At 69.3% G+C, this 25,915-nt stretch carries 27 protein-coding genes; 13 read left to right on the top strand and 14 right to left on the bottom strand.

Annotated elements, in window-relative coordinates; translation table 11 throughout:
* Positions 1-308: 308 nt before the first annotated feature.
* Both LB310_RS13920 and LB310_RS13915 read right to left on the bottom strand, forming a co-directional pair.
* Positions 309-1,025, bottom strand: a complete 717-nt coding sequence (locus LB310_RS13920; RefSeq protein WP_301155246.1) for an MBL fold metallo-hydrolase — start codon at positions 1,023-1,025, stop codon at positions 309-311.
* 220 nt (positions 1,026-1,245) lie between these two features.
* The gene (locus LB310_RS13915) at positions 1,246-1,653 is read right to left on the bottom strand and encodes an Rrf2 family transcriptional regulator (protein WP_301155245.1); all 408 of its coding nucleotides are present in this window, start codon (positions 1,651-1,653) and stop codon (positions 1,246-1,248) included.
* A gap of 178 nt (positions 1,654-1,831) precedes the next feature.
* Here LB310_RS13915 and sufC point away from each other — a divergent pair, with 178 nt between their 5' ends.
* Genes sufC through sufU form a run of 5 tightly spaced genes read left to right on the top strand, consistent with a single transcriptional unit; the run spans position 1,832 to position 7,080 of the window.
* Positions 1,832-2,614, top strand: a complete 783-nt coding sequence (gene sufC / locus LB310_RS13910) for a Fe-S cluster assembly ATPase SufC (RefSeq protein WP_301155244.1) — start codon at positions 1,832-1,834, stop codon at positions 2,612-2,614.
* Positions 2,615-2,623: 9 nt separating this feature from the next.
* Entirely contained in the window at positions 2,624-4,039 is a 1,416-nt protein-coding gene (gene sufB, locus LB310_RS13905; RefSeq protein ID WP_301155243.1) for a Fe-S cluster assembly protein SufB, read from the top strand.
* Entirely contained in the window at positions 4,039-5,400 is a 1,362-nt protein-coding gene (locus LB310_RS13900; protein ID WP_301155242.1) for a SufD family Fe-S cluster assembly protein, read from the top strand. The genes sufB and LB310_RS13900 overlap by 1 nt, the downstream gene beginning before the upstream one ends.
* Positions 5,397-6,641, top strand: a complete 1,245-nt coding sequence (locus LB310_RS13895) for an aminotransferase class V-fold PLP-dependent enzyme (protein WP_301155241.1) — start codon at positions 5,397-5,399, stop codon at positions 6,639-6,641. The genes LB310_RS13900 and LB310_RS13895 overlap by 4 nt, the downstream gene beginning before the upstream one ends.
* A complete protein-coding gene (gene sufU, locus LB310_RS13890; protein ID WP_301155240.1) occupies positions 6,634-7,080 on the top strand; it encodes a Fe-S cluster assembly sulfur transfer protein SufU in 447 nt (148 codons plus the stop codon). Before LB310_RS13895 ends, sufU begins: the two co-directional genes overlap by 8 nt.
* Positions 7,081-7,305: 225 nt before the next feature.
* On the opposite strand, the gene LB310_RS13885 is transcribed toward sufU, so the two are convergent.
* From LB310_RS13885 to LB310_RS13865, 5 genes are all read right to left on the bottom strand, one after another.
* Complete coding sequence (locus LB310_RS13885) at positions 7,306-7,875, bottom strand: VanZ family protein (RefSeq protein WP_301155239.1); 570 nt, start codon at positions 7,873-7,875, stop codon at positions 7,306-7,308.
* A gap of 63 nt (positions 7,876-7,938) precedes the next feature.
* Positions 7,939-9,204: an ABC transporter permease subunit gene (locus LB310_RS13880; RefSeq protein ID WP_301155238.1), complete on the bottom strand. Its 1,266-nt coding sequence runs from the start codon at positions 9,202-9,204 to the stop codon at positions 7,939-7,941.
* Between the two features lie 166 nt (positions 9,205-9,370).
* Positions 9,371-10,252: an ABC transporter ATP-binding protein gene (locus tag LB310_RS13875; protein WP_301155237.1), complete on the bottom strand. Its 882-nt coding sequence runs from the start codon at positions 10,250-10,252 to the stop codon at positions 9,371-9,373.
* A gap of 21 nt (positions 10,253-10,273) precedes the next feature.
* Positions 10,274-11,074 (bottom strand): hypothetical protein, encoded by an 801-nt coding sequence (locus LB310_RS13870; protein ID WP_278805305.1) that lies wholly within the window; start codon positions 11,072-11,074, stop codon positions 10,274-10,276.
* Complete coding sequence (locus tag LB310_RS13865; protein ID WP_278805304.1) at positions 11,071-11,574, bottom strand: RNA polymerase sigma factor; 504 nt, start codon at positions 11,572-11,574, stop codon at positions 11,071-11,073. The genes LB310_RS13870 and LB310_RS13865 overlap by 4 nt, the downstream gene beginning before the upstream one ends.
* Before the next feature lie 191 nt (positions 11,575-11,765).
* Here LB310_RS13865 and LB310_RS13860 point away from each other — a divergent pair, with 191 nt between their 5' ends.
* The gene (locus LB310_RS13860; RefSeq protein ID WP_278805303.1) at positions 11,766-12,671 is read left to right on the top strand and encodes a DUF2268 domain-containing protein; all 906 of its coding nucleotides are present in this window, start codon (positions 11,766-11,768) and stop codon (positions 12,669-12,671) included.
* Between the two features lie 19 nt (positions 12,672-12,690).
* On the opposite strand, the gene LB310_RS13855 is transcribed toward LB310_RS13860, so the two are convergent.
* The 5 genes from LB310_RS13855 to LB310_RS13835 form a co-directional block, all read right to left on the bottom strand.
* A complete protein-coding gene (locus LB310_RS13855) occupies positions 12,691-13,452 on the bottom strand; it encodes a M23 family metallopeptidase (RefSeq protein ID WP_123674163.1) in 762 nt (253 codons plus the stop codon).
* Between the two features lie 15 nt (positions 13,453-13,467).
* Complete coding sequence (locus LB310_RS13850; protein WP_278805301.1) at positions 13,468-13,896, bottom strand: 6-carboxytetrahydropterin synthase; 429 nt, start codon at positions 13,894-13,896, stop codon at positions 13,468-13,470.
* A gap of 36 nt (positions 13,897-13,932) precedes the next feature.
* A complete protein-coding gene (locus LB310_RS13845) occupies positions 13,933-14,310 on the bottom strand; it encodes a hypothetical protein (protein ID WP_278805299.1) in 378 nt (125 codons plus the stop codon).
* 140 nt (positions 14,311-14,450) lie between these two features.
* On the bottom strand, positions 14,451-14,675 hold the full coding sequence (locus LB310_RS13840; protein WP_341461049.1) for a VOC family protein: 225 nt from the start codon (positions 14,673-14,675) through the stop codon (positions 14,451-14,453).
* Positions 14,600-14,797, bottom strand: coding sequence for a hypothetical protein (locus LB310_RS13835; RefSeq protein ID WP_278805296.1), 198 nt, complete (start codon positions 14,795-14,797; stop codon positions 14,600-14,602). The genes LB310_RS13840 and LB310_RS13835 overlap by 76 nt, the downstream gene beginning before the upstream one ends.
* A gap of 380 nt (positions 14,798-15,177) precedes the next feature.
* Here LB310_RS13835 and proC point away from each other — a divergent pair, with 380 nt between their 5' ends.
* The gene (gene proC, locus LB310_RS13830) at positions 15,178-15,981 is read left to right on the top strand and encodes a pyrroline-5-carboxylate reductase (RefSeq protein ID WP_278805295.1); all 804 of its coding nucleotides are present in this window, start codon (positions 15,178-15,180) and stop codon (positions 15,979-15,981) included.
* Between the two features lie 140 nt (positions 15,982-16,121).
* Here proC and LB310_RS13825 read toward each other — a convergent pair whose 3' ends face one another.
* The gene (locus tag LB310_RS13825; RefSeq protein WP_278805294.1) at positions 16,122-17,525 is read right to left on the bottom strand and encodes an MFS transporter; all 1,404 of its coding nucleotides are present in this window, start codon (positions 17,523-17,525) and stop codon (positions 16,122-16,124) included.
* A gap of 439 nt (positions 17,526-17,964) precedes the next feature.
* Here LB310_RS13825 and LB310_RS13820 point away from each other — a divergent pair, with 439 nt between their 5' ends.
* From LB310_RS13820 to LB310_RS13810, 3 genes are read left to right on the top strand one after another with little or no spacing between them, the layout of a single operon-like run.
* A complete protein-coding gene (locus LB310_RS13820; protein WP_278805293.1) occupies positions 17,965-18,984 on the top strand; it encodes an alpha/beta hydrolase in 1,020 nt (339 codons plus the stop codon).
* A complete protein-coding gene (locus LB310_RS13815) occupies positions 18,957-20,441 on the top strand; it encodes an alcohol acetyltransferase (protein WP_278805292.1) in 1,485 nt (494 codons plus the stop codon). Before LB310_RS13820 ends, LB310_RS13815 begins: the two co-directional genes overlap by 28 nt.
* Positions 20,438-21,094, top strand: coding sequence for a DUF6320 domain-containing protein (locus LB310_RS13810; protein ID WP_096228234.1), 657 nt, complete (start codon positions 20,438-20,440; stop codon positions 21,092-21,094). Before LB310_RS13815 ends, LB310_RS13810 begins: the two co-directional genes overlap by 4 nt.
* Before the next feature lie 387 nt (positions 21,095-21,481).
* Here LB310_RS13810 and LB310_RS13805 read toward each other — a convergent pair whose 3' ends face one another.
* On the bottom strand, positions 21,482-22,495 hold the full coding sequence (locus LB310_RS13805; RefSeq protein WP_278805290.1) for a DUF559 domain-containing protein: 1,014 nt from the start codon (positions 22,493-22,495) through the stop codon (positions 21,482-21,484).
* A gap of 721 nt (positions 22,496-23,216) precedes the next feature.
* On the opposite strand from LB310_RS13805, the gene LB310_RS13800 reads away from it, so the two are divergent.
* The 3 genes from LB310_RS13800 to LB310_RS13790 all read left to right on the top strand — a co-directional run bounded on the left by LB310_RS13800 (position 23,217) and on the right by LB310_RS13790 (position 25,914).
* Positions 23,217-23,921: a response regulator transcription factor gene (locus LB310_RS13800; protein ID WP_157007691.1), complete on the top strand. Its 705-nt coding sequence runs from the start codon at positions 23,217-23,219 to the stop codon at positions 23,919-23,921.
* 216 nt (positions 23,922-24,137) lie between these two features.
* Entirely contained in the window at positions 24,138-25,049 is a 912-nt protein-coding gene (locus LB310_RS13795) for an ATP-binding cassette domain-containing protein (protein ID WP_162457486.1), read from the top strand.
* The gene (locus tag LB310_RS13790; RefSeq protein WP_278805286.1) at positions 25,042-25,914 is read left to right on the top strand and encodes an ABC transporter permease; all 873 of its coding nucleotides are present in this window, start codon (positions 25,042-25,044) and stop codon (positions 25,912-25,914) included. The genes LB310_RS13795 and LB310_RS13790 overlap by 8 nt, the downstream gene beginning before the upstream one ends.
* Position 25,915 lies beyond the last annotated feature (1 nt).

Below are 25,915 nucleotides of genomic sequence, written 5' to 3'. Positions count from 1 at the left end.
GACCGCGTGCCGTTTGTCGGCTGGGCGGACGGACGGATGTCGCCCATCGCAAGGCGGCCGCACGTTGCGCGGCAGCGGATGGGACGGATGTATCGCGTGGTTTACCGGTTGGGAGGAACAGTCATGGAAGAGACCTTGTCGATCGGGTTTGCGGGCCGTGCGGCCCGGGTCGCCATCATACCGGGCGCCCCGCCGCGCGTCAACCGCGAAGAGCGCCCGCCGCACCCGATACGCCGAGCGCGGGGCACTGCGGCGGAGCGACGCGGTACAGGCAAATGGCCCGCGACGGCGGGCGCGCGCATCGAGGGTCAGGCGCGCCCGCTGCGGCCCGAACGCTCGAGCGCCTCGAGGCTCCGCTCGAGCAGCGCGCGGCCAACGGGGCCGCCATGGGCACACAGGAACGTTTCCGCGCCAGTGCCGAGCAGGGTGCGCCATGCGTCCCCCACGCGCTCCGGCCGGTCGGCGAACGGCGGGAAGACGGACCTCCCGCGGTGGATGAGCGCGTCGCCCACGAGGGCCACCTCTCCATCGACCACGAAGCTCGCAGAGCACTCCGTGTGGCCGGGCGTTGCTACCACCTTAAGGCAAGGTTCGAAGGCGCCCTCGTCGAGCGGCAGGGGGCGCACGTCGGGAACCGGCTCGAACGCCTCGCAGACATGCAGGCGGCGCTGCACCGCCATCACGGCCGCGCCGAGCGGCGTGGCACCGGCGGGCAGGACGCAGCGGCCGGCCCGCACCTGGTCCGCCTCGCCCTCCGGGGCGAAGACGGGGCAGCCGAACCGCCGGCTCCAGGCAGCCGCGTTGCCGGCGTGGTCGCCGTGGGCATGCGTGAGGAGGATGGCGTCGAACGCGTCGAAGCCGAGCCTTTCGAGCTGCGCCTCGATCGCCGCGCGCTCGCCGGGCACGGCCGTGTCCACCAGGAAGCGCCGGCCGTCGCCCGTCTCCACCGCATAGCAGGCGCTTCTCACCACGCCGACGCGCACGATGCGGGAGCCCTGGGATGTCTGCCATGCGAGGTTCTTCATGCCATGCAGTATAGCAGCCGCCCCGCACCGCGCAGCCGACGGCGCGCGGGTGGAGGCGGTGCGTACCCGGGTCGTTGCCGTTCTAGCAGCCGGGGCGCGCCGACCGCATAGCGTGCCGACAGCCTTGCAGGCGCCCCCGAACCTGCGCCGCGCCGAAGAACGTCCGCGGACATCGGCATCTTCCGGACTACGGCCCGGGCGGCGTTGCCTCCGCGCGGGGTCACGCGCCGGCCAGGTCGGCGAGCGTGACCCCGTCGACATAGCGCTCGATAACGTCGTCGAGTCCGGCCCAGAAGCGCACGGTGGTGCACTCCCCCGCGCGCGGGCAGGCCATGCCCTCCTCCAAGTCGAGGCACGCCACGGGCGCCGTCGTCCCTTCCACCGCTCGCAGCACGTCGCCTGCACGCACGGACGCCGCCTCCCGGGCCAGCGCGTAGCCGCCGCCTTTTCCTCGGACGCTGCGCAGCAGGCCCGTCTGCACGAGCGGCCTCGCCAGCTGCTCGAGGTACTTGAGCGAGATGTCCTCGCGCTCCGACACCTCGCGCAGGGCCACCTTGCCCTCCACGCCCGCCTGCGCCACGCACACCATGAGCCGCAGCGCATAGCGTCCCTTCGTCGACACGAGCATCTTTCGTCCTTTCCCATCCCGCAACCATGTCCAGCCTACCCCAAACGCATCCTGCGCCCCTGGCCATCCAATCGCTTTTGTAAATTCTAGCAAACAAGTAGGATTAAGTCTTGACAATTTCCCGCTTGCCCTTATCTTAATCCTAGCAAACTTATATGATTAAAGAAAGGCACGGCACATGACGACCACGACGCGCGATACGCTCCTCTCCGTCCGCGGGCTTTCCGCCTCGGCCGACGAAACCCCCATCCTGCACGGCATCGACCTCGACGTGGGCGCAGGCGAGACCCATGTCATCATGGGCCCGAACGGCGCGGGCAAGTCAACGCTCGGCCACGTCGTCATGGGAGATGCCGCCTACACGGTGGACGGCGGCACGGTCGAGTTCGACGGCCAGGACATCACCGACCTCTCCCCCGACAAGCGCTCGCGCGCGGGGCTGTTCCTCAGCTTCCAGGCGCCCGTCGAGATCCCCGGCGTGCCGCTGTCCAGCTTCCTGCGCGCCACGATGGCGGGCCGCGAGGGCGCCGGCGAGCTCAAGGGCAAGCAGTTCAAGAAGCACGTGCGCGCGCTGGCCGACGAGCTGGACATGGACCCGTCGTATCTCGACCGCGAGCTGGGCGTGGGCTTCTCGGGCGGCGAGAAGAAGAAGCTCGAGATGCTGCAATTGCTGTTGCTGCGTCCCAAGCTGGCCATCCTCGACGAGACGGACTCGGGCCTCGACGTGGACGCGCTCGGCGTGGTATCCCGCGGCATCGACGCGTACCGCCGCTCGACCGGCGGCGCGCTCGTGGTGATCACCCACAACACGCGCATCCTCGAGCACCTCGACGTCGACCGCGTCCATGTCATGGTGCGCGGCCGCATGGTGGCCGAGGGCGACGCGTCGCTCATCGACGCCATCGACGAGCAGGGCTTCGAGCAATTCGAGCAGGCTGCCCCTGCGGCTGCCGAGCGCTAGGAGGCCCGCATGCCAAAAGAATTCCGCACCTACGTCGAAGACGTCGACCGCACGCTGTACGACGTGCATGACGCGACCGACGCTTCCCGCTACCTCGACGCGGGCCTCACGCCCGACATCGTCCGCGAGATCTCGGCCAAGAAGGACGAGCCCACCTGGATGCTCGACTTCCGCCTGAAGGCGCTCGACACCTACCAGCGCATGGAGGCGCCCGACTGGGGCCCCGGCCTCGAGGGCCTCGACATGGACCACATCGTGACGTACGTGAAGCCGAACGCCGAACAGGCGAGCGATTGGGACAGCCTCCCCGACGACGTGAAGAACACGTTCGACCGCCTGGGCATACCGCAGGCCGAGCGCGCCTACCTGGCCGGCGTCGGCGCGCAGTACGACTCCGAGCTGGTGTACCACAACATGCAGAAAACGGCCGCCGACTTAGGGATCGTCTACTCGGGTATCGAGGAGGCGCTGCGCGAGCCGAAGTGGGAGGCGCTCATCCGCGAGAAGTTCATGACGCTCATCCCGCCCACCGACCACAAGTTCGCCGCGCTGCACGGCGCGGTGTGGAGCGGCGGCTCGTTCGTCTACGTGCCGAAGGGCGTGCAGCTGGACTTCCCCCTGCAAAGCTACTTCCGCCTGAACGCGAAGGGCGCGGGGCAGTTCGAGCACACGCTGATCATCGTGGAGGACGACGCCAGCCTGCACTTCATCGAGGGCTGCTCGGCCCCGAAGTACAATGTGGCGAACCTGCACGCCGGCGCGGTGGAGCTGTTCGTGGGCAAGCGCGCCTCCCTGCGCTATTCCACGATCGAGAACTGGTCGAAGAACATGTACAACCTCAACACGAAGCGCGCCGTGGCGGAGGAAAGCGGTGCCGTCGAGTGGATCAGCGGGTCGTTCGGCAGCCACGTGGGCTACCTCTACCCCATGTCCATCCTCGCCGGGCGCAAGGCGACCAGCAGCTTCACCGGCATCACGTTCGCCGGCGCGGGCCAGAACCTCGACACCGGCTGCAAGGTGGTGCTGGCCGCGCCCGACACGTCGGCCACCGTGGAGACGAAGTCCATCTCGAAGGGCGGCGGCGTCTCGACGTTCCGCTCGTCCATCGTGGCCACCGAGAACGCTCGAGGCGCCGCAGCCAGCGTGTCGTGCCAGTCGCTCATGCTGGACGACCTCAGCCGCTCGGACACCATCCCGGCCATGGACATCCGCTGCAAGCACGTGGACATCGGCCACGAGGCCACCATCGGGCGCATCGGCGACGACAAGGTGTTCTACCTGATGAGCCGCGGCGTGTCGGAAGAGGAGGCGCGCACGATGATCGTGAACGGCTTCGCCGACCCCGTGTCGAAGGAGCTGCCGCTCGAGTACGCCGTGGAAATGAACAACCTGATCAAGCTTGAAATGGAAGGGGCCATCGGATAATGGGAACCCTCACGATAGAACACGCGAACGCGATGCCCGCCCCCACGTGGCACCGCCTGCACATGAACGATGCGGACATCGAGCTGCCCAGCGGACTCGCGGCCGCCCAGCAGGTTGAGGTGTCATGCGAAGAAGGGCTGCGAGGGGAAGCTGGTGCGTTCGACGCCGCTTTGACCGCATTGGACCTTCGGTACGCCTCCGATACGCGCGCGGCCGATCCCCTTCCCTTGGCCGCGCAGGGGCTTGGGGATCAACCTGTCGCAAGCGCGGCCGATCAGGGGCTCTCCCCCGTTGAATCCGCGAGCGTCCCGACATCGGCTGCGCACCAGGTTGACGACCAGGCAGCTCCCCCCGCAGCCATGGAGGGCGGGACGACGGCCATGGAGGACGGGGCTCTCTCCCTCTACCAGCAGCAGGCGCTTGAGAACCTTTACCTCGCTCCTTCCGACGTGTTCACCACGGGCATGGGGGACGAGGCGCGGGAGTACCTCGAGTTCGTGGCGGGCGAGCCTATCGTGTTCGCCACGCGCCCCGGCGAGCGCACCTGCGCCACGGTGCGCGTCGAAGGCGTGGACGGCGCGGCCAACGCGGCCGCCATCGACGTCGTGGCAGCTCCGGGCTCGTCGCTGTCGCTGGCCATCGCGCTCGACTCGCCCGCCCCGGGCGCCGGTGTCGTGGGCACGCGGTTGCGCGTGTTCGCCGGCGCCGACGCGCACGTGGACGTCAGCTGCACGCAGACGCTCGACGACTCGTGGATCGCCCTCGACGACGCGGGCATCGTGGCCGACGAGCGCGCCCGCGTGCAGGTGCGCCACATCGTACTGGGCGCGGGCCGCTCCTACACGGGGCTCGACGCCGACCTGCGCGGCGACGACGCGCGCCTCGACATCGACACGCGCTACCTGGGGCACGGCGACCAGCAGCGCGACTTCAACTACGTCGCCCACCAGCGCGGGCGCCGCACCGTCTGCAACCTCGACGCGAACGGCGTGCTGGCTGGCCGCTCGAGCAAGACGCTGCGCGGCACCATCGAGCTCGTGCACGGTTGCAAGGGCTCCGTCGGCTCCGAGCAGGAGACGGTGCTTTTGGCCGACGAGCGCGTGGTGAACCGCACCGTGCCGGTCATCCTCTGCGACGAGGACGACGTGGCCGGCAACCATGGAGCCACCATCGGCCACATACGCCCCGAGCAGCTGCTCTACCTGGCCAGCCGCGGCATCTCGCCCGACGACGCCGAGCGCCTGTTCATCACCGCCACGTATCAAGGAGCGGCCATCGACGCGCCCGACGAGCGCACCCGCGCCGCCGTCGCCCGCCTCGCCGCAACCCGCGGCATCGCGCTCGAGGAGGCCGTCGCATGAACGCCCGCGCAACCGACCCCGCCGATATCGCCGCGAACCCCTACAAGCAGGACTTCCCCCTGCTGGCGGCCAATCCCGACCTCGCCTTCCTCGACAGCGCGGCCACGGCCCAGCGCCCCGCCGTCGCCCTCGACGCGCAGCGCGACTTCTACGAGACCATGAACGCGAACGCGCTGCGCGGCCTCTACCGCCTGTCGGTGGAGGCCACCGAGGCCATCGAGGAGGCCCGCGCCCACGTCGCGCGGTTCATCGGGGCCGCCGACGCGCGCGAGATCGTGTTCTGCCGCAACGCGAGCGAGGCGCTCAACCTCGTGGCGCTCGCCTTCGCGCCCACCGTGCTCGAGCCGGGCGACGAGGTGTGCATCACCATCATGGAGCACCACTCGAACCTCATCCCCTGGCAACAGGCGTGCCGCGCCGCGGGCGCGCGCCTCGTGTACCTCTTCCCCGACGAGGACGGCGTGATCTCGGAGGCGGAGCTCGACGCGAAGATCGGCCCGCGCACGAAGATCGTCGCCGCCGCGCAGGTGTCGAACGTCCTCGGCATCGAGAACCCTGTTCCGGCCATGGCCCGGCGCGTGCACGCGCACGGGGGCTTCATGGTGGTGGACGGCGCGCAATCGGTGCCGCATATGCCCGTGAACGTGCAGGAGCTCGGCTGCGATTTCTTCGCGTTCTCGGCGCACAAGGCGCTCGGCCCCTTCGGCGTGGGCGTGCTGTGGGGCAAGCTCGACCTGCTGGAGGCCATGCCGCCTTTCCTCACGGGCGGCGAGATGATCTCGTCGGTCACGCAGGACGGGGCCGTATGGGCCCCGGTGCCCGAGAAGTTCGAGGCCGGCACGCAGGACGCCGCCGGCATCGTGGGCACCGCCGCTGCGCTCGGCTACCTCGAGGGCATCGGCTGGGACGCGCTGCAGGCGCGCGAGCAGGCGCTCGTGCGCGCCGCCATGGAGCGCATGGCGGCGCTGCCGTACCTCGAGATCATCGGCCACCCCGACCCGGCGCAGCACCACGGTGCCATCAGCTTCAACGTGCGCGGCATCCACCCGCACGACGTGGCCAGCATCCTCGACGAGCACGACGTGGCCATCCGCGCGGGGCACCACTGCGCCCAGCCGCTGCTCGCCTGGCTGGGCGTGGAGTCGTGCTGCCGGGCGTCGCTCGCGTTCTACAACGACGAGGGCGACATCGACGCGCTCGTCGCCGGCTTGGACACCGTCTGGAGGACGTTCAATGACTAGCATCTACACCGCGGCGCTCATGGAGCACAACGCGCATCCCGACTACAAGTACCAGATGGACGAGCCCACGTGCACGCACGACGGCGTGAACCCCAGCTGCGGCGACGAGCTGACGCTGGCGCTGCGCCTCAACGGCGACGTGATCGAGGAAGCCGCCTTCACCGGCCACGGCTGCGCCGTGAGCCAGGCGGCCGCCGACATGATGGCCGACCTCGTCACCGGCGAGACGGTCGACGAAGCGCGTCGCCTGAGCGGCCTCTACCTCGACATGATCAAGGGCCGCCCGCTCACCGACGAGGAGCGCGCCGACCTCGACGAGGCCGCCGAGCTCGAGTCCATCGCCCGCATGCCCGCCCGCGTCAAGTGCGCCGAGCTGGCCTGGAGGACGCTGGAGAAGCTGCTGGAGAAGGAAACGGCAGCAGGACGCGAGGCGCGGTGACGCCAAAACTGGGGCCTTCTGCCAGAAAACGGCCGGTTTGGCAATCGAAAAGCAGCTTGAACGACGCGACGCGAGAAGTCAGACCGCGTTTCCCTAGCTCACGTTTTCTGGAAGCGTAGCGACCTTGGAGGAGGTTTGCCAAACCGCTCGTTTTTTGACACGAGCGCCCGAATTCCGCAGCAAAGCCCGCAGAGCCGGAGCCGCAGACTGGTCATTCGCCAAACCTTAAACGAGCTCGTCCCGCTTAGGTGCGGCAAGGCGCTCCCACGCCTTCCACAGGCCGAAGCCGATCAAGCCGCCGGCGACGTTGAGGATGACGTCGTCCACGTCCACGACACGGTACAGGTAACCTGCCACGGCGAGCCCCGCAACGAGCTGCGCGAGCTCGATGGCCGCCGAGCAGGCTGCGAGCACAAGCGTTGCGGCGGGCAGTCGGCGCAGGCGGTCGGACAGCAGCGGAAGCATGAGTCCCAGCGGCACGAACATGAGCACGTTTCCGCCCACGATGACGGTCGCGATGGACCACCACCAGCCGGTTTGGGCCGCATCGGCCACCGTGCGCACGATGCCGGCGAAAGGAACGAGGTTGTACGAGATCCCCCAAGTAGGCGCATAGCCCATCCCGCCCTCGACCGGCAGCGGGAACAGCGTCACCGCCGCCACCGCGCCCACATAGGCGGTGAGCGCCAGGTAAAGACACGTTCGTCTCGCCCCTGTTCGGCGCACAAAGCACACGACCAGAACCGCCACGAGCGCAACGCCTGTCGGCACGACCATGAATCCCCGCTCCAGCATCGCCGCACCCGCCTTTCGCCGCGCCCGCTTACGTCAACCTCCATTATACCGACGGCAGCGCCCCTACATCACCTGGTGCCGCCGGAAGGCGCGGGCGGCGAGGGGCGCGCAAACGGCCAGCACGACCGCGTACAGGATCGCGAGCAGTCCCACCAGGTCGATCACAAGCGGCCCTAGGGGATACGACACGAGCGAGTTGTAGAGCACCTGGTCGTTCAGCGCGTTGATCGGGAACAGGTAGAGCGCGTGCAGGATCGCGCTGCTGCCGCCCGAGGGGATCATGCCGGGAAGGAAGACAAGCGCGGCGCACACGGCGAAGATGGCCAGCTGGGAGCGCAGCTTCGACGACAGCAGCAGCGTGAGGGCCGCGAGGCCGAGCGTCATGAGGTAGCCGAGCCCGATCGCCGTCCACGCAGCCTCGGCCATCGTGAGGTCGTAGGGGATGCCGAGGGCCAGCACCTGCACGGGCAGATCGCCGCCCTCCGCGCCGAAGAACGCGAGCGCCACGCCCACGATGACGGCCGTCGCCAGCGCATAGTACGCGGTGGCGAACGCGAGCGACGCGACGATCTTCGCCGCCACCAGCTTGGAGCGCCCGTAGCGCGCAGCCAGCAGCACGGCGTCGGTGCGGTCCTGGTACTCGCCGGCGAACACGGGCGTCAGCACCACGCACACCGCCACCATCGCGAATGCGAGGAAGCCGAGGCACGCCAGCACGTCGCCCCATCCGCCGGCGTAGCCGTACGAGAGCGGCTCGCCCACAGCGGCCTGCTTCTCCGTCCAATAGGCGCGCTCGGCGTCCGAGTACGCCCAGGTGCCGCCCATGCCGTCGTCGAGCGCGCGCCGCAGCGAATCCGCGACGGCCCCGTAGAAGCCGGCAGCGTCCTCGTCGCCCAACTGCGCCGCCACTTGGTACTGCTCCATCGAGCCCGCGATCCACGGCGAGAGCAGGTACGAGTAGTACGTGTCGTAGATGGCGCGGAACTCGTCCTCGTCGTAAGCCTCCTTCATGACGGCGTACGCGGCCTCGGCGCTCAGGCCCTCCACCTGGGCCGGATCGACCTTCGAGAACGCGAGCGCCCGATACGCGGCCACCTCCTCCTGCACGCGCTCGACGGTGAGCACGCCCTCGTGCGCCTCGGCGCGCGCCTTCTGCTGGGCGATGGCGGCGGTGCCGCCCAGAATCTCTCCCGTGCTCGACGACGTCTTCGTCTGCACCACGTTGAGCGCCATGATCACGCAGAGCAGCGCCATGATGCCCGCGCTCACCATCTGCGACGTGCGCCGCGCGAGCAGCTTCTTGAACTCGAACTTCACCAGGTCAAACATGGCATATTCCTTCTCCCACCTGTCGAATAGAAGTCAGCGAGAGGCGCGCTCGTGCCTGAGACTGCCCCGTCATGCGGCCGCGCGTGCTTTGCACGCAAGGGCAAGCATGAAAGGGGCCAGATCTGGTGCGAGCGCGCCTCGCAGCGTCAGCATGCTCCGCTGCCCGTCAGGACAGCGGAGCCGCAACGTCTCGGAACACATAAAGGTACACGTCCTCCAGCGTCGGCTCGAGCGGGCGCGCACCCGGCACCGGGGGCTCGTCTGCCACGACGCGCGCCACCGCATGGCCGTCGGCGGCGTAGTGGACGTTGCTCACGCAGCTCGTCGCGGCCAGCGCTTCGGCCTGCCGCACGTCCACGTGGCACTCCCACACCTTCCCCGCAACGGTGGCCACCACCTCGGTCGGCGCGCCGCGCATGATGAAGGAGCCCGCGCGCATGACCAGGATCTCGTCGGCGATGTACTCCACGTCCGACACGATGTGCGTGGACAGGACGACGATCTTGTCCTGCGCGAAGCTGGCGATGAGGTTGCGGAACCGCACGCGCTCCTTCGGATCGAGCCCGGCCGTGGGCTCGTCGAGCACGAGGACGGCCGGGTCGTTCAGCACGGCCTGCGCGATGCCGAGGCGCTGCTTCATGCCGCCGGAGAACGTGCGCACCTTGGCGCGGGCCACATCGGCGAGCCCCACCGTCTCCAGTAGCTCGAGCGAGCGACGGCGCGCCGCGCGGCGGTCGATGCCCTTGAGCGCGGCCAGGTACAGCATGAAGTCGAGCGCCGTGAAGTCGGGGTAGTAGCCGAAATCCTGCGGCAGGTAGCCCAGGCAGGCACGGTACCCGTCGCCGAGCGCGCGCACGTCGCGGCCGTCGAAACGGATCTCGCCGGACGTGGGGCGCAGCACGTCGCACACCATGCGCATGAGGGTGGTCTTGCCCGCGCCGTTCGCGCCCAGAAGGCCGTACACGCCGGGCCCGAGGGTCGCCGACACGCGGTCGACGGCGATCTTCGACCCGAACTGCTTGCTCAGTCGGTCAATCGTCAGTTCCATGAAGGTTGCTCCTTGCTTTCGCTATCGAAGGGTCGAGGAGGACGCGAGCTTGTCGAGCCCGCCCGCGATGCAGCCGAGCCACGCGCGCGCCTCGCGGGCGGCCCACGCGGCCGAGGCCGCCGCCACGAGCGCCCACGCCCACGCCGAGGCCTGGGCGTACGCGTCCGGCACCAGGGAGAACGCCGCATAGGCCGCCGCCATCACCAAGAGCGTCCACGCGAAGCCGAGCGGCAGCGCCTGCGACGGCGGGCAGCGGCGCACGAGCACGAGCGCCCCCGCGCACGAGAGGAAGTAGGGGGCGCAGGCATGCACGAGCGAGGCGAAGGGATCGGCCCCCAGCAGAAGCGGGGCCGAGAGCACGATGGCCGTGAGCACCGCCACGTCCGAGCATCCCAGCACGATGAGCCGCGCGAGCGCGACCGCCCGGCTGTCGAAGCGGCAGGCGTACTCGAGCTCGGCCACGCGGTTGGCGGCGCTGGACAGCAGGTCCGGCAGGCCCACGAGCACCGTCGCCGCCGCCAGCACGCCCGAGGCGAGCGAGAGGTCGCGCGGGGCGCTGTCGCCGATCAGGCAGAGCGCCACCATGGCGGCCACAAGCGCGAGCTGGGCCGCCCACACCTGCGGGCGGATGAAGCGCGCCTGGGCGGCCACGAATCCGGCGAACGACATCGGCTGCGCCGCCCCGCGCGCCGGCAGGGCCGCCTCGGCGCGCACGGCCGCGAGGGTCGCGGCCTTGGCATCCGCGTCCGGTCCGCCGCGCTCGGCGCGGTAGTGCGCCCGCAGCAGCAGCTCGACCTCGCGTTCTCCCATTTCGCCGCTCATGATCTCTCCCTTCCTTCCAGCCCCCGCTTCAGCTCGGCCAGCGCCCTGTTGAGCCGGCGGTTCACCGCGAACCGCGACACGCCCAGCACGCTGGCGATCTCGCCCACCTTGAATCCCTGGTCGAAGCGCAGCTCCACCACCTCCCGCAGGTCGGGATCGAGCGCCTCCACCAGCGCGCCCACCTCGCTGCCCGCGCACGCGGCCGCCGGGTCGGCGTCGGGCGAGCGGTCGGGCACGTCCACGTCGAGCAGGGCGGCGGGCGGCCGCTTCGCGCGCGCCGCGTCGATGCAGAGGTTGCGCGCGATGGTGAACAGGTACGCGAGCGGCTTGCCGTCCGCCGGCGAGCACCCGCTGCGCACGAAGCGCAGGAACGCCTCCTGCGCCACGTCCGGCGCGTCGTCGTAGGACGGCGCGTGCCGCCGGCAGTACGCCAGCACGTCGTCGTAGTGCTCCTCGACCAAGCGATCGAACGCCTCGCCGTCCCGCAACCGATTCTTCAAGCCCCGCTTCACCTCCTCTGCCCTGTATAACGAATCCTATCCGCGATCCGTGCGGGCGCCGGTGAAAAAACCTGGATCGCCCGCCCCCTCCCCAACGATCCGGCATCCGGTGGCGGAACCAGACTCCCCCTTGACCCTCACGCGGCGTGAGGCCGTAGCATGGGGCGCGCACCCGACAGAAAGGACACTTCATGAACGTGCAACCCGTTCGCTCCGACGCAGCCTACCGCGCCATGATGGCCGCGCCCGCCGGCAAGCGCGGCGACCTGTACCGCTACGAGCTCATGGCCCCCTTCAAGGAGAAATGGGACTGCTACCGCGTGCCACTCAAGGCGGCGGAAACCGGCGGCTACGACGTGGTCATGGCCAGCGAGATGCTCGGCATCCTGCCGCCCGCGCAGGTGGACGAAAGCCGCGCCGAAGCCGTGCGCCTCCTCGGCGACGACGCCTTCTGGGACGCGTGCCGGCGCTCCGTCGAGCGCTCGCTCTCGCGCTTCTCCGCACGCGGCATCGAGCTTCCGCGGCAGGACTACCGCTTCACCGTGCTGCTGGCGAACCCCGGCCATCCCGTCGTGCGCGCGAGCGAGGGCTACTGCGGCGACGGCGGCATCCCCGGATCCATCCTCGCCTGGCTCGACCCGAACGAGTCGACGATGCGCCGCCTGCCCGCCGCGCTCGCGCACGAGGCGAACCACAACGTGCGCTTCCAGTTCGTGAAGTGGAGAGACGACATCACGCTCGGGGAGATGCTGGTGAGCGAGGGCCTAGCCGAGAACTTCGCCGTGGAGCTGTTCGGCGAGGAGCTGGCGGGGCCGTGGGTCACGCGCACCGCGCCGGAGGCGCTCGCGCAGGTGAAGCCGCTCGTGCGCGCAGGCCTGGAAGCACAGGGCCTCGCCGAGCTGTCCGCCTACCTCTACGGCGACGAGACGGCCGCGCTCATGGGCTACCCCACGCGCGGCGTCCCCTACTGCGCCGGCTACGCCTGCGGATACCACCTGGTGAGGCGCTTCCTCGACGAGACGGGGGCCGATATCGCGGAGGCAACCCTCCTGCCCGCCGCCGACATCCTCGACGCCGCCCGCGGCTTCTGGGAGTGAGTCAAGGGGGCTGCCGGGCCTATTCCCCTCCCGAGGGCTCCACCCTCAGGCCGCGCGTGAGGAACGGAGGGAAGTCGTCGTAGGCCGCCGGCGGAACCGGCCGCGGATCGGCCGCAGCATAGTTCGGCGCAGGCGCGGCTGCGACGCCCGCGAACCGCACGGGCACGCCCGGCGAGGTGTAGAAGCTCTGCCCCTTCTGGATATGGAAGTGCAGGTGCGGATGCGAGCTGCAGCCCGAGCTTCCGCAGAAACCGACACGCTGCCCGCGTTGCACGTGCCGGCCCGCCTCCACCAGCACGCCGCCCGGCCTCAGATGGCATAGGCACGAGAACTCGTCGTTCCCGTGGTCGATGAGAACGTAGTTGCCGCGAATGTCACCGCCGCCGAAGTGCACCGTCTCATCAAGCATGATCTGCGCATTCGGGCACGACGTCCCCACTTCCGCCACGACGCCGCCGGCGGGCGCAAGCACCGGCAAGCCGTAGCAGTAGTACGAAGCAGGATCGGCCGGATCGGCGTCGGGCGGGCAGTTGCGCCCCTCGTCGTCGAGCACCACGAAGTCGTAGGCGTAGCGCTGGGTGAGCACGCCCCATGAATGCGACGTCTCCTTGTCCACGCCGCCGTTGACCACCGTCCAAGCACCCTCGAACGGCAGGGCGTACTCCTCCTGCGAGGCCCCCTTGCGCTTGTCGGGCTCCTTGCCGTTGTAGCGCACGGCCATCGCCATGAGCCCTCCGACCTGCTTCGCCGACTGTAAAAAGAGCGCGGCTTTCTTGCCCACGACGACCCCTTCCCGTCAGCGCTGCAGCGGGCGGTAGACGGCGCAGTTGTTCGGCGTCTCGTACATCTCCACCTGGGACACGGGAAGCCCCTGCTCCACCAGGCAGTCGCAGAAGTAGCGCGCCAGGTTTTCCGCCGTGGTGCGGAAGGGCACGATGAACAGGCTGAACCCCTCGGCCTCGAGCGCCGCCAGCGTCGCCGGGGCGAGCGAGCACTCCTCCACGAGGAAGGTGTGGTCCAGCGCGTCGGCCAGCTCGCGCACCGCGCGCTTGAACACGCCGAAGTCGAGCACCATGTCCTTCATCGTGCCCTCGGTTTGCAGGTCGTCCACCGCCAGATGCACCACCACGCGCCAACGGTGGCCGTGCAGATCCTCGCACTTGCCGTAGTAGTCGGTGAGGAAATGGGCCGAATCGAAGCTGGCCTCGGTCTTAAGTCCGTACATGCATGCTCCTTCGCCTTCGCCGCGTCGTTTGCCGCATCATAACACGGAAGTCCGGCGCTCTTCATCGGGGCAAGGCGACCGTTCCAGATGGCGCCAGCTTGAGCCACGTCGCCGCATTTCGCAATACAACGTTTCGCGTCTCTCGACTTCATCCACGTCGGACCACGAATCTGGCTGCCGGCTCGCGGCCTTGGCGGCGAGAACACGCTGGCTCCATACGAGCACCTCCCGGATAGCCGACGATACGAGGATGGCCAACGCGGAGCTCGCAAAGGTACCGACAAAGTAGCACTCGGCAAACTCCTTGCCATCGAGCATCTTGAAGCGCGCGATGCCCTTGGCCGCCGGCACGAAGGCGCTTGCGCCGTACTGCTCGGGCGCAAGTGCGGAGATGACGGTTCGCTCCGTTGCCATCGATCATTAGCAGCAGTATTCGTTGCTATCATTGTCTAGCAACGAATACTGCTGCCAGAGCGCAGAGCTTCCACCATGAGAGGCCCGGGATTTTCGAGCCCCGGGCCTCTAAGCTCCGTTAGCGACCTAGGCCCGCGCCGCTACTCGGCGTAGTCATGGATCACGGCCTCGATGTTGTTGCCCTCGGGGTCGTAGACGAACGCTGCGTAGTAGCCGGGATGGTAGTCGCGAGGGCCGGGGGCTCCGTTGTCGGTGCCGCCGGCGGCGAGAGCCGTCTCGTAGAAGGCCCTCACCTGGGCGGCGTCCTTTGCGAGGAAGGCGACATGCGCGGGGGCGGGGCGCCCTCGGGCAGCGGGGCCACCCACATATCGCCCGGCTCGCCCTCCACGTGCAGCTGCAGACCGCCGGGATACTCGATGCCCCGCACGTAGCCGAGCGGCTCCAGAGCCGCCGCGTAGAAGGCTTTAGCTCCCTCGACGTCCTTCACCTACACGCTCATATGGTCGATCATCGCGATACTTTCTCTCGGGGAATACCGCCGCCGGCAAGTGTGGCACGCCAGGGCGCACCCGCGCCCTCCCCGCAGCGCCCGAAACGCCGGCGGCCGCCCGCGTGCAGCCGTGCCCCCGCATGCAGAGCGCCTGCAGGGGCTCGCGCGAGGAACGCGGCAGGCGTGCCGGGCGCCCCCCGACCGAGCCGGCGCGAGCAGTGCCGAACGCCCCGTCCGCCCGAATCCGAACAGGCTGCCCGCCCAAGCGTGCAGTTTTGCTGACGAGCAGGCCGCCGGTTCGCCATCGCGGACCACCTACGGGTCCGCGTGCCGTACAATCGGGGAAACGCTTTCGGACGCGACGGAAAGAGGACCCTATGGCAGACCAGGTCAACGCCCCCTCGTTGGGCTTCATCGGATTCGGGAACATGGCGCAGGCCATGGCGAAGGGGCTCGTGGAGGCGGGCGCGCTGCCGGGCGGGCGCATCTACGCGACCGCCGCGCACTTCGACAAGCTGCAGGCGAGCACGGCCGCGCTGGGCGCGCACGCCTGCGAGACGGCGCAGGACGTGGTTCAGGCGAGCGACTTCGTGGTGGTAGCCGTGAAGCCGCACCTCGTGGCGCAGGTGCTCGAGCCCGTGCGCGTCATGCTGGCCGCGCCCGGCAAGGCCGTGATCTCGGTGGCCGCCGGCTGCGGCTTCGAGTTCTACGAGGAGGTCCTCGCGCCCGGCACGCACCACCTGAGCACCATCCCCAACACGCCCATCGCCGTGGGTGCGGGCGTGGTGGCCTGTGAGCAGCGCCATTCCCTCGACGATGCCGAGCTTGCGGCTTTCGAGGAGCTGTTCGGCCAGGTGGCTCTCATCGAATGGGTGGACGGCAAGCTGCTGTCCACCGCCAGCGCCATCGCCGGCTGCGGCCCCGCCTTCGCGGCCATGTTCCTGGAGGCGCTGGGCGACGCCGGCGTGAAGCACGGGCTGCCGCGCGCTGCCGCGTACCGCCTGGCCGCCCAGATGATGATGGGCACCGCGAAGCTGCATCTGGAGACGGGCACGCACCCCGGCGCCATGAAGGACGCCGTGTGCTCGCCGGGCGGCACCACCATCAAGGGCGTCGCCTCGCTCGAGAAGGACGCCTTCCGCGGCGCCGTGGTGAACGCCATCGACGCCATCGAGGGATAGGCGCCGCCGGCTGCAGCCGGCACCCAGCCCGCACCGGCGCCGGCGTTCCGCACCCTCGCGCACTCGCAGCGGCGCTCCGCCCCCCCCCGCGGGCGCGCCGCTGATCGCCATGACCGGCCCGGCGCCCGCCGGCCGCGACATCAGCCCTTCCGGCGACGCAGACGGTACGCGTAGACCAGCGACACGAGCAGGCTCGCCACGGCGATGCCGATGGCGATCTCCATGGTGTGCGCGAACCCCTCATCGTAGGCAGCCGCCTTAGCCAAGCCGCGCGACGTGCCGGCGAGCACGTCGGCGGACAGCACGCCCACGAACAGCGACGAGCCGATGGCCGAGGCTATCTGGATGAACGCCGAGTTGATGGACGAGGCATGCGCGTACAGGCTCGACGGAAGCTGGACGAGCGCCGTGGTCTTCGAGGGCGCCACCACCAGGCCGAGCCCCACGTAGGCCACGGCGGAGGCCAGCACGACCAGCGCGAGCAGCGGCCGTCCCGCCGCGAGCGCGACGCCTGCCAGCCCAAACACCGTCAAGGCGAAGCCGAAGGGCACAAGGGGCCAGATGCCCCTCCTATCAAGCAGCCGTCCTCCCACGACGTCGGACAGCGCGTTCGCCAGCACCGGCCCGGCCAGCAGCGTGCCGGCGAGGAACGCGGAGAGCCCCAGCGCCCCCTCGTAGTACAACGGCAGCAGGATGCTGAGCGAAAACGATGCCATCATGCCGAGCATGACCAGCAGCTCGCCCACGGCGAACCCGGGGTTCCCGAGCGGCCTCAAGTTGAGAAGCGGGTCCTTCAGGGCCAGCTGGCGCCAGGCGAACAGGCCCAGCACCACCACGCCGGCCGCCAGCACTGCGAGCGACGGCAGCGGGTCGCGGAACACCTCACCCAGCCCGTAAACGAGCGCCCCCAGGCCCACCAGGCCCAGCACCACGCTCAAGGGGTCGACCGCGCCCGCGCCGCGCGGCCCCACCTCGCGCAGGCGGAAGAACCCCACGGCAAGCAGCAGCACCGCCAAGGCGAGGGGCAAGGCGAACAGCGCGTGCCGGCCGAGGCCCGTGAGCACCAGGCCGGACGCCACGGGGCTCACGGCAAGACCCGCCGCCACGGTACCGCTGTTCATGGCCAGATGCGTGCCGCGGCGCTCCGGGGCCGAGTTCGCCATGATGAAGCTGGTCACGGCAGGGTAGAACAGGCCGGTGCACACGGCCTGCACGAGCCGCCCCGCCAAAAGCACCCAGAAGTCGGGAGCGAGCAGGGCAAGGCCGCTGCCCAGGGCGAGCGCGCCGCAGCCTATGAAGAACACCGTGCGCAGCCCCAGGCGCCGCAGCAGGAACGCCGCGAGCGCGATGGACGTGGCTGCCACCACCATGTAGCCGGTCACGAGCCAGTTCGCCGTGGAGAGCGTCACGCCGAACTCGTCCGCTGCCTGCGGCAGGGCGATGTTCATCATGCTCTGCGCGAACGAGGCGGCGAACGAGCACGCGAGCAGCAGCGGGAGCTGCGCCCGCGCCTCCTTGCCGCCCGCCTCCAACGTTGCCCTCATCGCACCGCCTTTCCTCGTCCTGTCCGCATTTCCACCGCCAGCCCGTCCGCCGCTTGGGCCGCAAGCGCTCGGGCACGCCCGCGGCCGTCCCGCGTGGAGACCATGGGCGCGCAACACGCCCGCGGCCCGCGCGACCGGCAGGCTCCGCCGCCGATGCCCGCACGGCGCACGGGGCCGTCGCCGACCAGTCTAGGCGCGGCCGCCGGGGGGCGGCCGAACCGTTGCGGACATGCAACCTCAAGGCGCCTGCCACGCCGCCGACGAGGCAGTTCGCAGCCACCGGCGCGGGGCTCGCCGCATGCCGGGGCCGTGGGGCCCGCGCAGCACGCCCCACGCTGCGGCGCGCTTGTGCTACGATGGCACGCGAGGGAATCGCGGCGCCGCTGCCGCGCAGGACGACCCGGCAGCGGCGCCGCCGCCCCGGGAAAGGACGGCATACATGCCCATCAACAAGGCGGTGCTCGCCGCCTTCAAGGCGGCAACGCGGCTTCGGCCGGACATCAAGGAGTTCTACAAGGCGCAGCGCGTGGCCGAGGACCTGAGCGCCAGGCTCGCCATCCCCAACCCGCGCTGCCGCATCGACGACATCACGGCCCCCATGCCCGACGGCTGCGCGCTGCCCCTGCGCGTGTTCACCCCGCTCGACATCGACTTCTCGTTGGCCGAGGGCTTCAAGGTCACGGAGGACTTCCGCGGCACCGTGCTGTTCTTCCACGGCGGCGGCTGGGTGAACGGCGACGTGGACTTCTACACCGACGCCTGCAGCACGATGGCGCTGCGCCTGGAGCGGCGCGTGGTGTCGGTGGACTACCGCCGCGCGCCCGAGCATCGCTTTCCCCGGGCTCCCGAGGACTGCTACGAGGTGGCCCGCCAGCTGCACGCGGGCGAGCTTTTGGCCGACGTGGACCCCGACCATATCGTGCTCTTCGGCGACAGCGCCGGAGGGAACCTGGCTGCCGTGGTGTCGCTCATGGCCCGCGACCGCGGGGAGTTCCTCCCCCGCACGCAGATGCTGCTCTACCCCGTGACGTACAACGACCATGATCCCGCCACCTCGTTCTTCGACTCCGTGAGGGACAACGGCGAGGACTACCTGCTCTCGTCGCGCGACATACGCGGCTACATGGAACTGTACGCCTCGTCGCCCGCCGACCTGCACCGTCCCTACTTCGCGCCGCTGCTGGAGGGCGACCTCTCCCGCCAGCCGCGCACGCTCGTGGTCACGGCCGAGTACTGCCCCCTGCGCGACGAGGGCGAGGTGTACGCCCAGCGCCTGGCCGACGACGGCGGCGACGTGCAGTGCTACCGCGTGCTGGACGCCGTGCACGGCTACCTGCTGTACCCCACCGTGTTCAACATCGTGAAGGACACGTACCGCATCATCAAGCAATTCCTCGATGGCGACCCGCTCGTGCAGGAAGGCGAACCGACGTGGCTCGGACTGCTTGGTACCGACTAGACAATGTAGGGAAGTTCTACTCGTCGCAGGCGGGCAGCTCCGCCCAGACGGTGTTCCGCTACGCGGCGACGATGGCCGACGACGTGGACCCGGCGGCGCTGCAGCGCGCGCTCGACCGCACGGCGGAGATGTTCCCCGGCTTCAACGTGTGCCTGCGCAGCGGCATGTTCTGGCACTACCTGGAGCAGGCTCCCCAGCCGCCCGCCGTGCACGAGGAGAACCTGCCCATCTGCTACGGCCTGCACGTGGACGCGAAGAGCGTGCTCATCCGCGTGAGCTACTACCGCGCTCGCATCAACCTGGAAGTGTCGCACATGGTGTCCGACGGGCGCGGGTCGCTGAGCTTCTTCAAGGCCCTGCTCTACGCCTACGTGGAGGAGCGCTACGGCGTGGAGGGACTGCCGCAGGAGTACGACGGCTCGGACCACCAGAAGGCCGAGGACAGCTTCGACAAGTACTTCGAGCGCGACAAGGCGGCCCCCACGCGCGCGCCCAAGGTCTACCGGCTCACCGGCTGGCGCGATGCGGCGGACCCCACGTACCTGGAGTACCATCTACCCGTCCGCCCGGTGCTCGACCTTGCGCGCGGGCACGACGTGAGCCTAACGTCGCTCGTCATCGCGGCCATCATGTGCGCCATCCGCGCCGAGATGCCCCGGCGCGAGCGCCACCGCGCCATCCGCCTGGACGTGCCCGTGGACCTGCGGCAGCATTTCAAGTCCACCACCACCAAGAACTTCTTCGGGCTGGCGTTCGTATCCTACGTGCCCGGCGACGAGGACGAGCCCGTGGAGCAGGTGGCCGCGAAGGTGCAGGAGCAGCTGCGCGTGGCCACCGACCCCGAGAGCCTCAAGCCCCGCATGAACCGCATGATAGCGCTGGAGAAGAACCCGCTTCTGCGCCTGGCCCCCCTGTTCGTGAAGGACGCCCTGCTTGAGCTGGCCAGCCGCTTCACGGCGCGCGAGACCACCACGACGCTCTCGAACCTGGGGCGCATCTCCGTGGACGCGCGGGTGGCCCCGTATGTGCGCGACCTCAACCTCCTGACGTCCACCACCGGGCTGAACTTCCTTTTGTGCTCGTTCGGCGACGACCTGAGCATCGGCATATCCACGGCGTATTCGAACCCCGACGTGGTGAAGAACTTCGTCCGGTACTTCTCGGGCTGCGGCATCGAGGGGGTCATCAACATCAACAAGACGAGCGAGGAGGTTGCCGAGGACCGCCTGGAGGCGAGGCTGGAGGCCTCGGTGAAGCGCGCCCGCGGCCAGGCGCCCGCCCGCGGCGGGACACCCGAGCGCGGGGCGCGGGCCGACGGGGCGGAAGCAGGGCGCGAGACGGGGGCCGCGCTGGCAGAGCCGGAACACGGGGAGAAGGCGGCGCGGAAAACGAGGGCCGCGCGAAAGGATGGCTCGGACAGCGACCAGAAGGCGAAGCTTAAGGAGGCCGGGCGATGAAGCGGTGCGGCAAGTGCGGCGTGTCGTTCACGGGCGACCTGGACCGGTGCCCGCTCTGCCAGGCAGAGCTCTCGGGCAAGGCCGAGCCGTCGGCGTTCCCCAGAAACGAGGTGCGCAAGTCGGGCGCCGTGGCGTTGAGCGTGCTGGCGTTCGTGAGCGGCGCGTGCCTGCTGGCCATGCTGTTCCTGGGGCGGCTGCTGGGCTTGCCGGGCGACATCGTGCTCACCGTGTGCCTGGGCCTCGTGGTGAACTACCTGTTCGTGCGCAACATCCTCGTGCATACGCCCGACTTCCTGCGCGTGGTGGTGCGCTACTTCCTCATCCTGCTGGCCATCGCGGCGCTGTGGTACCTCATCACGCGAAACCCCGTGGTCACGACGTTCGTCATACCCGGCATCTGCCTGGTGGCGCTCGTGTTCGACGCCGTGCTCGTGGCCGTGTTCCGCGGCACGTTCGTGTCGGGCTACGCGAAGTACCTGCTGTTCGACGTGGTGCTGGGGCTGATCCCGCTCGCACTCGTGGCCTTGGGCCTGGCCACATGGGACGTGCCGGCCAACGTGAGCGCGCTCACGGCCAGCGTGCTGCTACTGGCCCTGCTCGTGTTCACCCGCAAGCAGCTCGTGGCCGAGGTGCGCAAGCTGTTCTCGGCGTAACGGCGCGGCGCGCGCAGGCGCGCGCGTCCGTCGCATCCGCCACCGCTTCGCGCTGCGCGGCGCAGTGCGAAGCGCATCGTGCGGCACAGTAATCACCGGTTTTCTACAGCGGGCCGCATCAGCAGAGCGGGTCTCGCCTTCGGCGTTACGAACAACCAGGGGAAACACCCGAAAGAGGCAGCTTTCGGGCCCTATCGGGCTGTCCCGGTCCGCGCATATGTCGAAAACCGGTGATTACTGTGCTTCGGGGCATCATGGCGCTCGAAGAGCGATGCATCGCCCAGCCCCCCCCCGCATCGGGCCATGGAGGGGGCGGCACCAGAGCAACCAGGTGCAGGGGGCGGCGGGCGGCGCGCCAGGCGGGAGTCGTCGTCACGCCGCCTTCAGTTACTCGTATCCTATCGGGAGGCCCAGCTGCCTGCGCAGCTCCAGCTTGCGCCCATGGTAGTTGGACGTACGTATCTGCGCGCGCTTGCCCAGGTGCCGGCGGAGCGTTTGCGCTATCGCCTCGGTCGCCGCGAAACTGTCGAGCTCGTCGTTCGTCACCCCCACCACCGTCCAGCCCATGGATATGAGGGCGTTCGCCCTCCTCGAGTCGGAGACGCGGCTTGCCTCCCCCTCGTGCCACTCCCTGCTCTGGTACTCCACGTCGAGCTTCCGCTCCGGCCAGCACAAATCCATGCGGAACGACTTCTTACCGGTGAGGACCTCGGCCGACCTGCTCGCCCCGACCTCGTAGTTCATACGGGAGATGCCCAGGCCATAGCCCCCGTGGCGATGGGGCAGCCCCAAGACGAGGGCCTGTTTCGTCTCCCGCGCCGAGGCCGAGCCGTCGGCAAGGTAGCGAAGGGCGCGGCCGACCTTGCGCGCACCGTCGACCGAGGCGTTCCGCGCCGCATAGCCGCCCAACGACCTGACGGATGCCAGGGGCTCTACCCCATAGGCAGCTGCGGCCCCTGTGCGCCGGGTCCGGTACGTTCCGCACAGCTCGTACCCAAGCTCGAGCATGGCGACCAGGCTCTTCCCCCGGGCGGCTTCCTGGACAAAGGCGAGGGCCGGCACGCAGGCGAAGACGCCGTCGCCCAACCGGTAAAACGATGTGCCCGAAAGAGGGACGGTCAGCGAATGCGACTTGACAGCCTTCGAAGGCCGCCCCAGCGCAGCGCTTCCAACGAGCACGTGCGCAGGCCTTTCGAGGCGCAGATCCGGGTATGAGGCCTCGAGATGCTCGATGACGGCCTCGACCTCGCCCCTCGCCGGAGCGCGGCTGGGAAGCACCCGTGCTCTCCCCGCAACCGGCGGAAGCGTCCGGGGGGCCGCCGAGCGCAGGATGGCCAAGGCGGTCTTGTGTCCGAAGATGATAGGCGCGCGCTCACGGTCAGGATGGGAGGAGACGGGCATGGAACCTCCTTGCAAGCCCTTTGCTAAGAGGATCTTGCAAGCGTGGTAGGGGAACGGGGGGGGCACGCCGTTCCTGCTATGGGCTGCTCGCCGAGGCGAAGAGCGCCTGCACTGGCTCCGTGGTGCCGCTATTCTACCAGCAGGCCGCGCATCGGCACAGTAATCACCGCATTTTTACAGATTGGGAAGCAGAGGCTGGCGGCAAGCGGGGCGCAAGCGAGGTGTTCCGACGTTTCCCCTCGTCGCAGAACGGCATTTCGGAAGGCGCAGCCCGAGGGGAAGGCATTCCCCGTCGAAAACCGGTGATTACCGTGCCGGCGGGCCGGCCCGTAAGAACCAACACCCCCGAAACCCTGGCGCTTCCCGCCCCCGCTTTTGGCCGTCAGCGTGGACGGGAGTCGGGGCGGGGGTCGGGGCGAGGCGGGAGCGGGTGCGGATAAGCCCGCCTGCGCGCAGGGGGCGCGCTCCCTTGCGGGCCAATGCGGCAAGCGATGCGCAGGCGGGTGAGCTGCCCGCCTTGGACGATATGGGCGAAGGCGGGGCGGGTGCGGGGGGGGTCGGGGCGTGGGCAGGAGCGAGCGCAGGTATGCGGGCGTGTGCGAACGCGGATGCGGGGCTTGTGCGAATGCGCGGGCGGGCCGGTACGGGGCCGGGGCGGGAACGGGAGAAGGGCGAGGAAAGAGTGGCGCCCCGCCAGACCCGGTTGAGCTACAATACGCGTATGGAACACGCAGCCCGCATCCTCGTCGTCGAGGACGACGACGACATCAACAACGTGGTGGCCGCCGCGCTCGCGCGGGCGGGCTACGCCTGCGCGCAGGCGTTCTCGGGAAGCGAGGCGCGGCTCCTGCTGAAAGCGGGGGCCGCCGCGGGCGAGGCGCCGTACGACCTCGTCATCACCGACCTCATGCTACCGGGCTCCTCAGGCGAGGAGCTCGTGCGCGAGATACGCGCGCGCAGCGACGTGCCCGTCATCGTGGTGTCGGCGCGCGCCGACACGGGCGACAAGGTGGAGCTTCTGAAGCTGGGGGCCGACGACTACCTGGCCAAGCCCTTCGACCTCGACGAGCTGCTCGCGCGCGTGTCCGTGCAGCTGCGCCACGCCTCCCGCGGGGCGGGGCGCAGCTCGGGCACGCTGCGGTTCAAGGACTGGGTGCTCGACGCCGAAGCCCGCACGCTCACAGCCGCCGGCGATCCCGTGAGGCTCACGCGCCTGGAGTTCGGCATCGTGGAGGCCCTCGTGCGCCGGCCCAAGAAGGTGTTCACCAAGCGGGAGCTGTTCCAAGCGGCCTGGAACGAGGAGGCGTTCGTGGAGGAGAAGGCCGTGAACGTGCATGTGAGCAACATCCGCGGCAAGCTCAAGCCCTCCGGCACCGACGGCTACATCGAGACGGTGTGGGGCATCGGCTTCAAGCTGGCCGAATGAGGCGAGACAGGGGGACGGGGATAACGTCACGTTCCCCTTCGTTTCGCTCAGTTGCAGCGCATCGCGGAACGTGACGTTATCCCCGTCCCCCTGTCTCGCCCCTCGCACGTCAAACTTAGCACTTTCTTAACGGTTTCGAAGCGAATTGCTGAACGCCTTTTCCGTATCGTGGTTGGCAGTCAGAGAACGATCCGACGATCGGAAAGGAGCGGGAACGTGAACGTGATCGAAACCAACGGGCTCTCGAAGGCCTTCGGCAGCAAGATGGCCGTCGACCAGTTCGACATGCATGTGGGCCAAGGCGATATCTACGGGTTCGTCGGCCGCAACGGGGCAGGCAAATCGACGGTGATGAGGATGCTCGCGGGGCTCGCCGCACCCACGGGCGGCGAGGTGCGCGTGTTCGGCATGCAGCCGCGCGAGGCGAGCGCGAGCCGGCGCATCGGCGCGCTCATCGAGTCGCCGGGGCTGTACGGCTCCATGAGCGCAACCGACAACCTCATGATGAAGGCGCTCGCGCTGGGCCTGGCCGACCCCAAGGACAAGGTGCGCGACCTGCTGGACCTCACCGGCCTGGGCAGCGTGGGCTCCAAGGCGACGAAGAACTTCTCCATGGGTATGAAGCAGCGCCTGGGGCTCGCGCTCGCGCTCTTGGGCAGCCCCGACCTGCTGCTGCTCGACGAGCCGCTCAACGGCCTGGACCCCGAGGGCGCCCGCGAGATCCGCCGGCTCATCATGCGCCTCAACGACGAGCGCGGCATCACCGTGGTGGTGAGCTCGCACGTGTTGGAGCAGCTGGGGAAGATGGCCACGCGCTACGGCGTCATCCGCGAGGGCCGCATGGTGCGCGAGATGTCCGCCGCCGAGGTCGACCAGGAATGCAGCGATTTCCTGCAGCTGGAGGCCGCGAACCCGACGCTCGCGCTGGCCGTGCTGCAGGAGCGCTTCGCGGGCCTGCGCTTCCAGTCCATGCCCGACGGCGCCATCCGCGTCTTCGGCGGCGCGGACGCGGGAGCGGTGGGCGCGGCCCTGAACGAGCAGGGCATCGCCGTCCGCGGCTTGTACGCGCACCGGCGCGACCTGGAGGAGTTCTTCGTTGAGATGATGGGGGCTGAGTACCGTGGCTAATATTCTGAGGATGGACCTTTACCGGCTCGTGCACGGCAAGTCGCTGTGGATATTCCTGGCCGTCATCGCGGTGCTGGCCGTTATCAGCGCAGCCACCATGGCCTACATCACCGATCCCGCGTTCGTGCAGTCGATGCAGGCAGCCAGCGCAAGCGGCGCGCCGACGGGCGTGCACATCGGCTTCTCGAACGGGAGCGGCCCGAGCGCGGACGACCTCGCCGAGACGAATGCCCTGGTGGCGCAGCTTGCCCAGGGCATGACGCCGGAGGCGCTCGTCGGCAACGTGTTCCTCGGCGGAGGCGGGCTCTCCTGCCTGTTCGTCGTGTTCCTCGCCATCTTCCTTGCCGCGGAGTTCGAGAGCGGCTTCAGCAAGAACGTGTTCACCGTGCAGCCGAGCCGCCTCGCGTTCCTCGGCGCGCGCATCGTGGAGATACTCGTGCTCGCGGCGCTGTTCACCGTGATGATCGTCGCAGCGACGCTCGCCACGGCCGCCGTGACGGGCCTCGAGCTCGCGTCCTCCCCCCTGCCCGACTTCGCGCTGTGGGGCGTGCTCGTCGCGGTCGTGGCCGCGGGCTTCGGCATGCTGACGGCGCTTGCGGTGTGGGCCACCCGCAAGATGGCGGCGGGCATCGGCATCGGCATCCTGCTGGCCTCGGGCCTGGTGACGCTGGGGATCCAGGGGCTGGGCATGCTGATTCCGAGCATCTCGTTCCTCGCCGACTACACGCTGTCGTCCTGCATGGGCTCGCTCTCCCTCGGGCTCGGCGGTCCCCTCGGCGCGGGGCACATCGCGCTCGTGGGCGCGGCGTTCATCGCCGTCGCCGGGGCGCTCTGCGCCCTGGTCCTCAAGAGGAAGGACGTCTAGG

It is taken from the genome of Gordonibacter sp. RACS_AR49, from assembly GCF_030418435.1.
GTDB classification, from domain to species: Bacteria; Actinomycetota; Coriobacteriia; order Coriobacteriales; family Eggerthellaceae; genus Gordonibacter; species Gordonibacter urolithinfaciens.
This window is presented reverse-complemented; position numbering and strand designations above follow the sequence as displayed.

What these genes read in the sequence shown, in the direction of transcription:
- LB310_RS13805 (WP_278805290.1), bottom strand. Translation starts at nt 22,495, where the DNA reads ATGCCCGTCTCCTCCCATCCTGACCGTGAGCGCGCGCCTATCATCTTC.
- LB310_RS13845 (WP_278805299.1), bottom strand. Translation starts at nt 14,310, where the DNA reads ATGGCAACGGAGCGAACCGTCATCTCCGCACTTGCGCCCGAGCAGTAC.
- sufB (WP_301155243.1), top strand. Translation starts at nt 2,624, where the DNA reads ATGCCAAAAGAATTCCGCACCTACGTCGAAGACGTCGACCGCACGCTG.
- LB310_RS13850 (WP_278805301.1), bottom strand. Translation starts at nt 13,896, where the DNA reads ATGTACGGACTTAAGACCGAGGCCAGCTTCGATTCGGCCCATTTCCTC.
- sufU (WP_301155240.1), top strand. Translation starts at nt 6,634, where the DNA reads ATGACTAGCATCTACACCGCGGCGCTCATGGAGCACAACGCGCATCCC.
- LB310_RS13860 (WP_278805303.1), top strand. Translation starts at nt 11,766, where the DNA reads ATGAACGTGCAACCCGTTCGCTCCGACGCAGCCTACCGCGCCATGATG.
- LB310_RS13895 (WP_301155241.1), top strand. Translation starts at nt 5,397, where the DNA reads ATGAACGCCCGCGCAACCGACCCCGCCGATATCGCCGCGAACCCCTAC.
- LB310_RS13880 (WP_301155238.1), bottom strand. Translation starts at nt 9,204, where the DNA reads ATGTTTGACCTGGTGAAGTTCGAGTTCAAGAAGCTGCTCGCGCGGCGC.
- LB310_RS13920 (WP_301155246.1), bottom strand. Translation starts at nt 1,025, where the DNA reads ATGAAGAACCTCGCATGGCAGACATCCCAGGGCTCCCGCATCGTGCGC.
- LB310_RS13870 (WP_278805305.1), bottom strand. Translation starts at nt 11,074, where the DNA reads ATGAGCGGCGAAATGGGAGAACGCGAGGTCGAGCTGCTGCTGCGGGCG.
- LB310_RS13875 (WP_301155237.1), bottom strand. Translation starts at nt 10,252, where the DNA reads ATGGAACTGACGATTGACCGACTGAGCAAGCAGTTCGGGTCGAAGATC.
- LB310_RS13800 (WP_157007691.1), top strand. Translation starts at nt 23,217, where the DNA reads ATGGAACACGCAGCCCGCATCCTCGTCGTCGAGGACGACGACGACATC.
- LB310_RS13810 (WP_096228234.1), top strand. Translation starts at nt 20,438, where the DNA reads ATGAAGCGGTGCGGCAAGTGCGGCGTGTCGTTCACGGGCGACCTGGAC.
- proC (WP_278805295.1), top strand. Translation starts at nt 15,178, where the DNA reads ATGGCAGACCAGGTCAACGCCCCCTCGTTGGGCTTCATCGGATTCGGG.
- LB310_RS13825 (WP_278805294.1), bottom strand. Translation starts at nt 17,525, where the DNA reads ATGAGGGCAACGTTGGAGGCGGGCGGCAAGGAGGCGCGGGCGCAGCTC.
- sufC (WP_301155244.1), top strand. Translation starts at nt 1,832, where the DNA reads ATGACGACCACGACGCGCGATACGCTCCTCTCCGTCCGCGGGCTTTCC.
- LB310_RS13820 (WP_278805293.1), top strand. Translation starts at nt 17,965, where the DNA reads ATGCCCATCAACAAGGCGGTGCTCGCCGCCTTCAAGGCGGCAACGCGG.
- LB310_RS13900 (WP_301155242.1), top strand. Translation starts at nt 4,039, where the DNA reads ATGGGAACCCTCACGATAGAACACGCGAACGCGATGCCCGCCCCCACG.
- LB310_RS13885 (WP_301155239.1), bottom strand. Translation starts at nt 7,875, where the DNA reads ATGCTGGAGCGGGGATTCATGGTCGTGCCGACAGGCGTTGCGCTCGTG.
- LB310_RS13915 (WP_301155245.1), bottom strand. Translation starts at nt 1,653, where the DNA reads ATGCTCGTGTCGACGAAGGGACGCTATGCGCTGCGGCTCATGGTGTGC.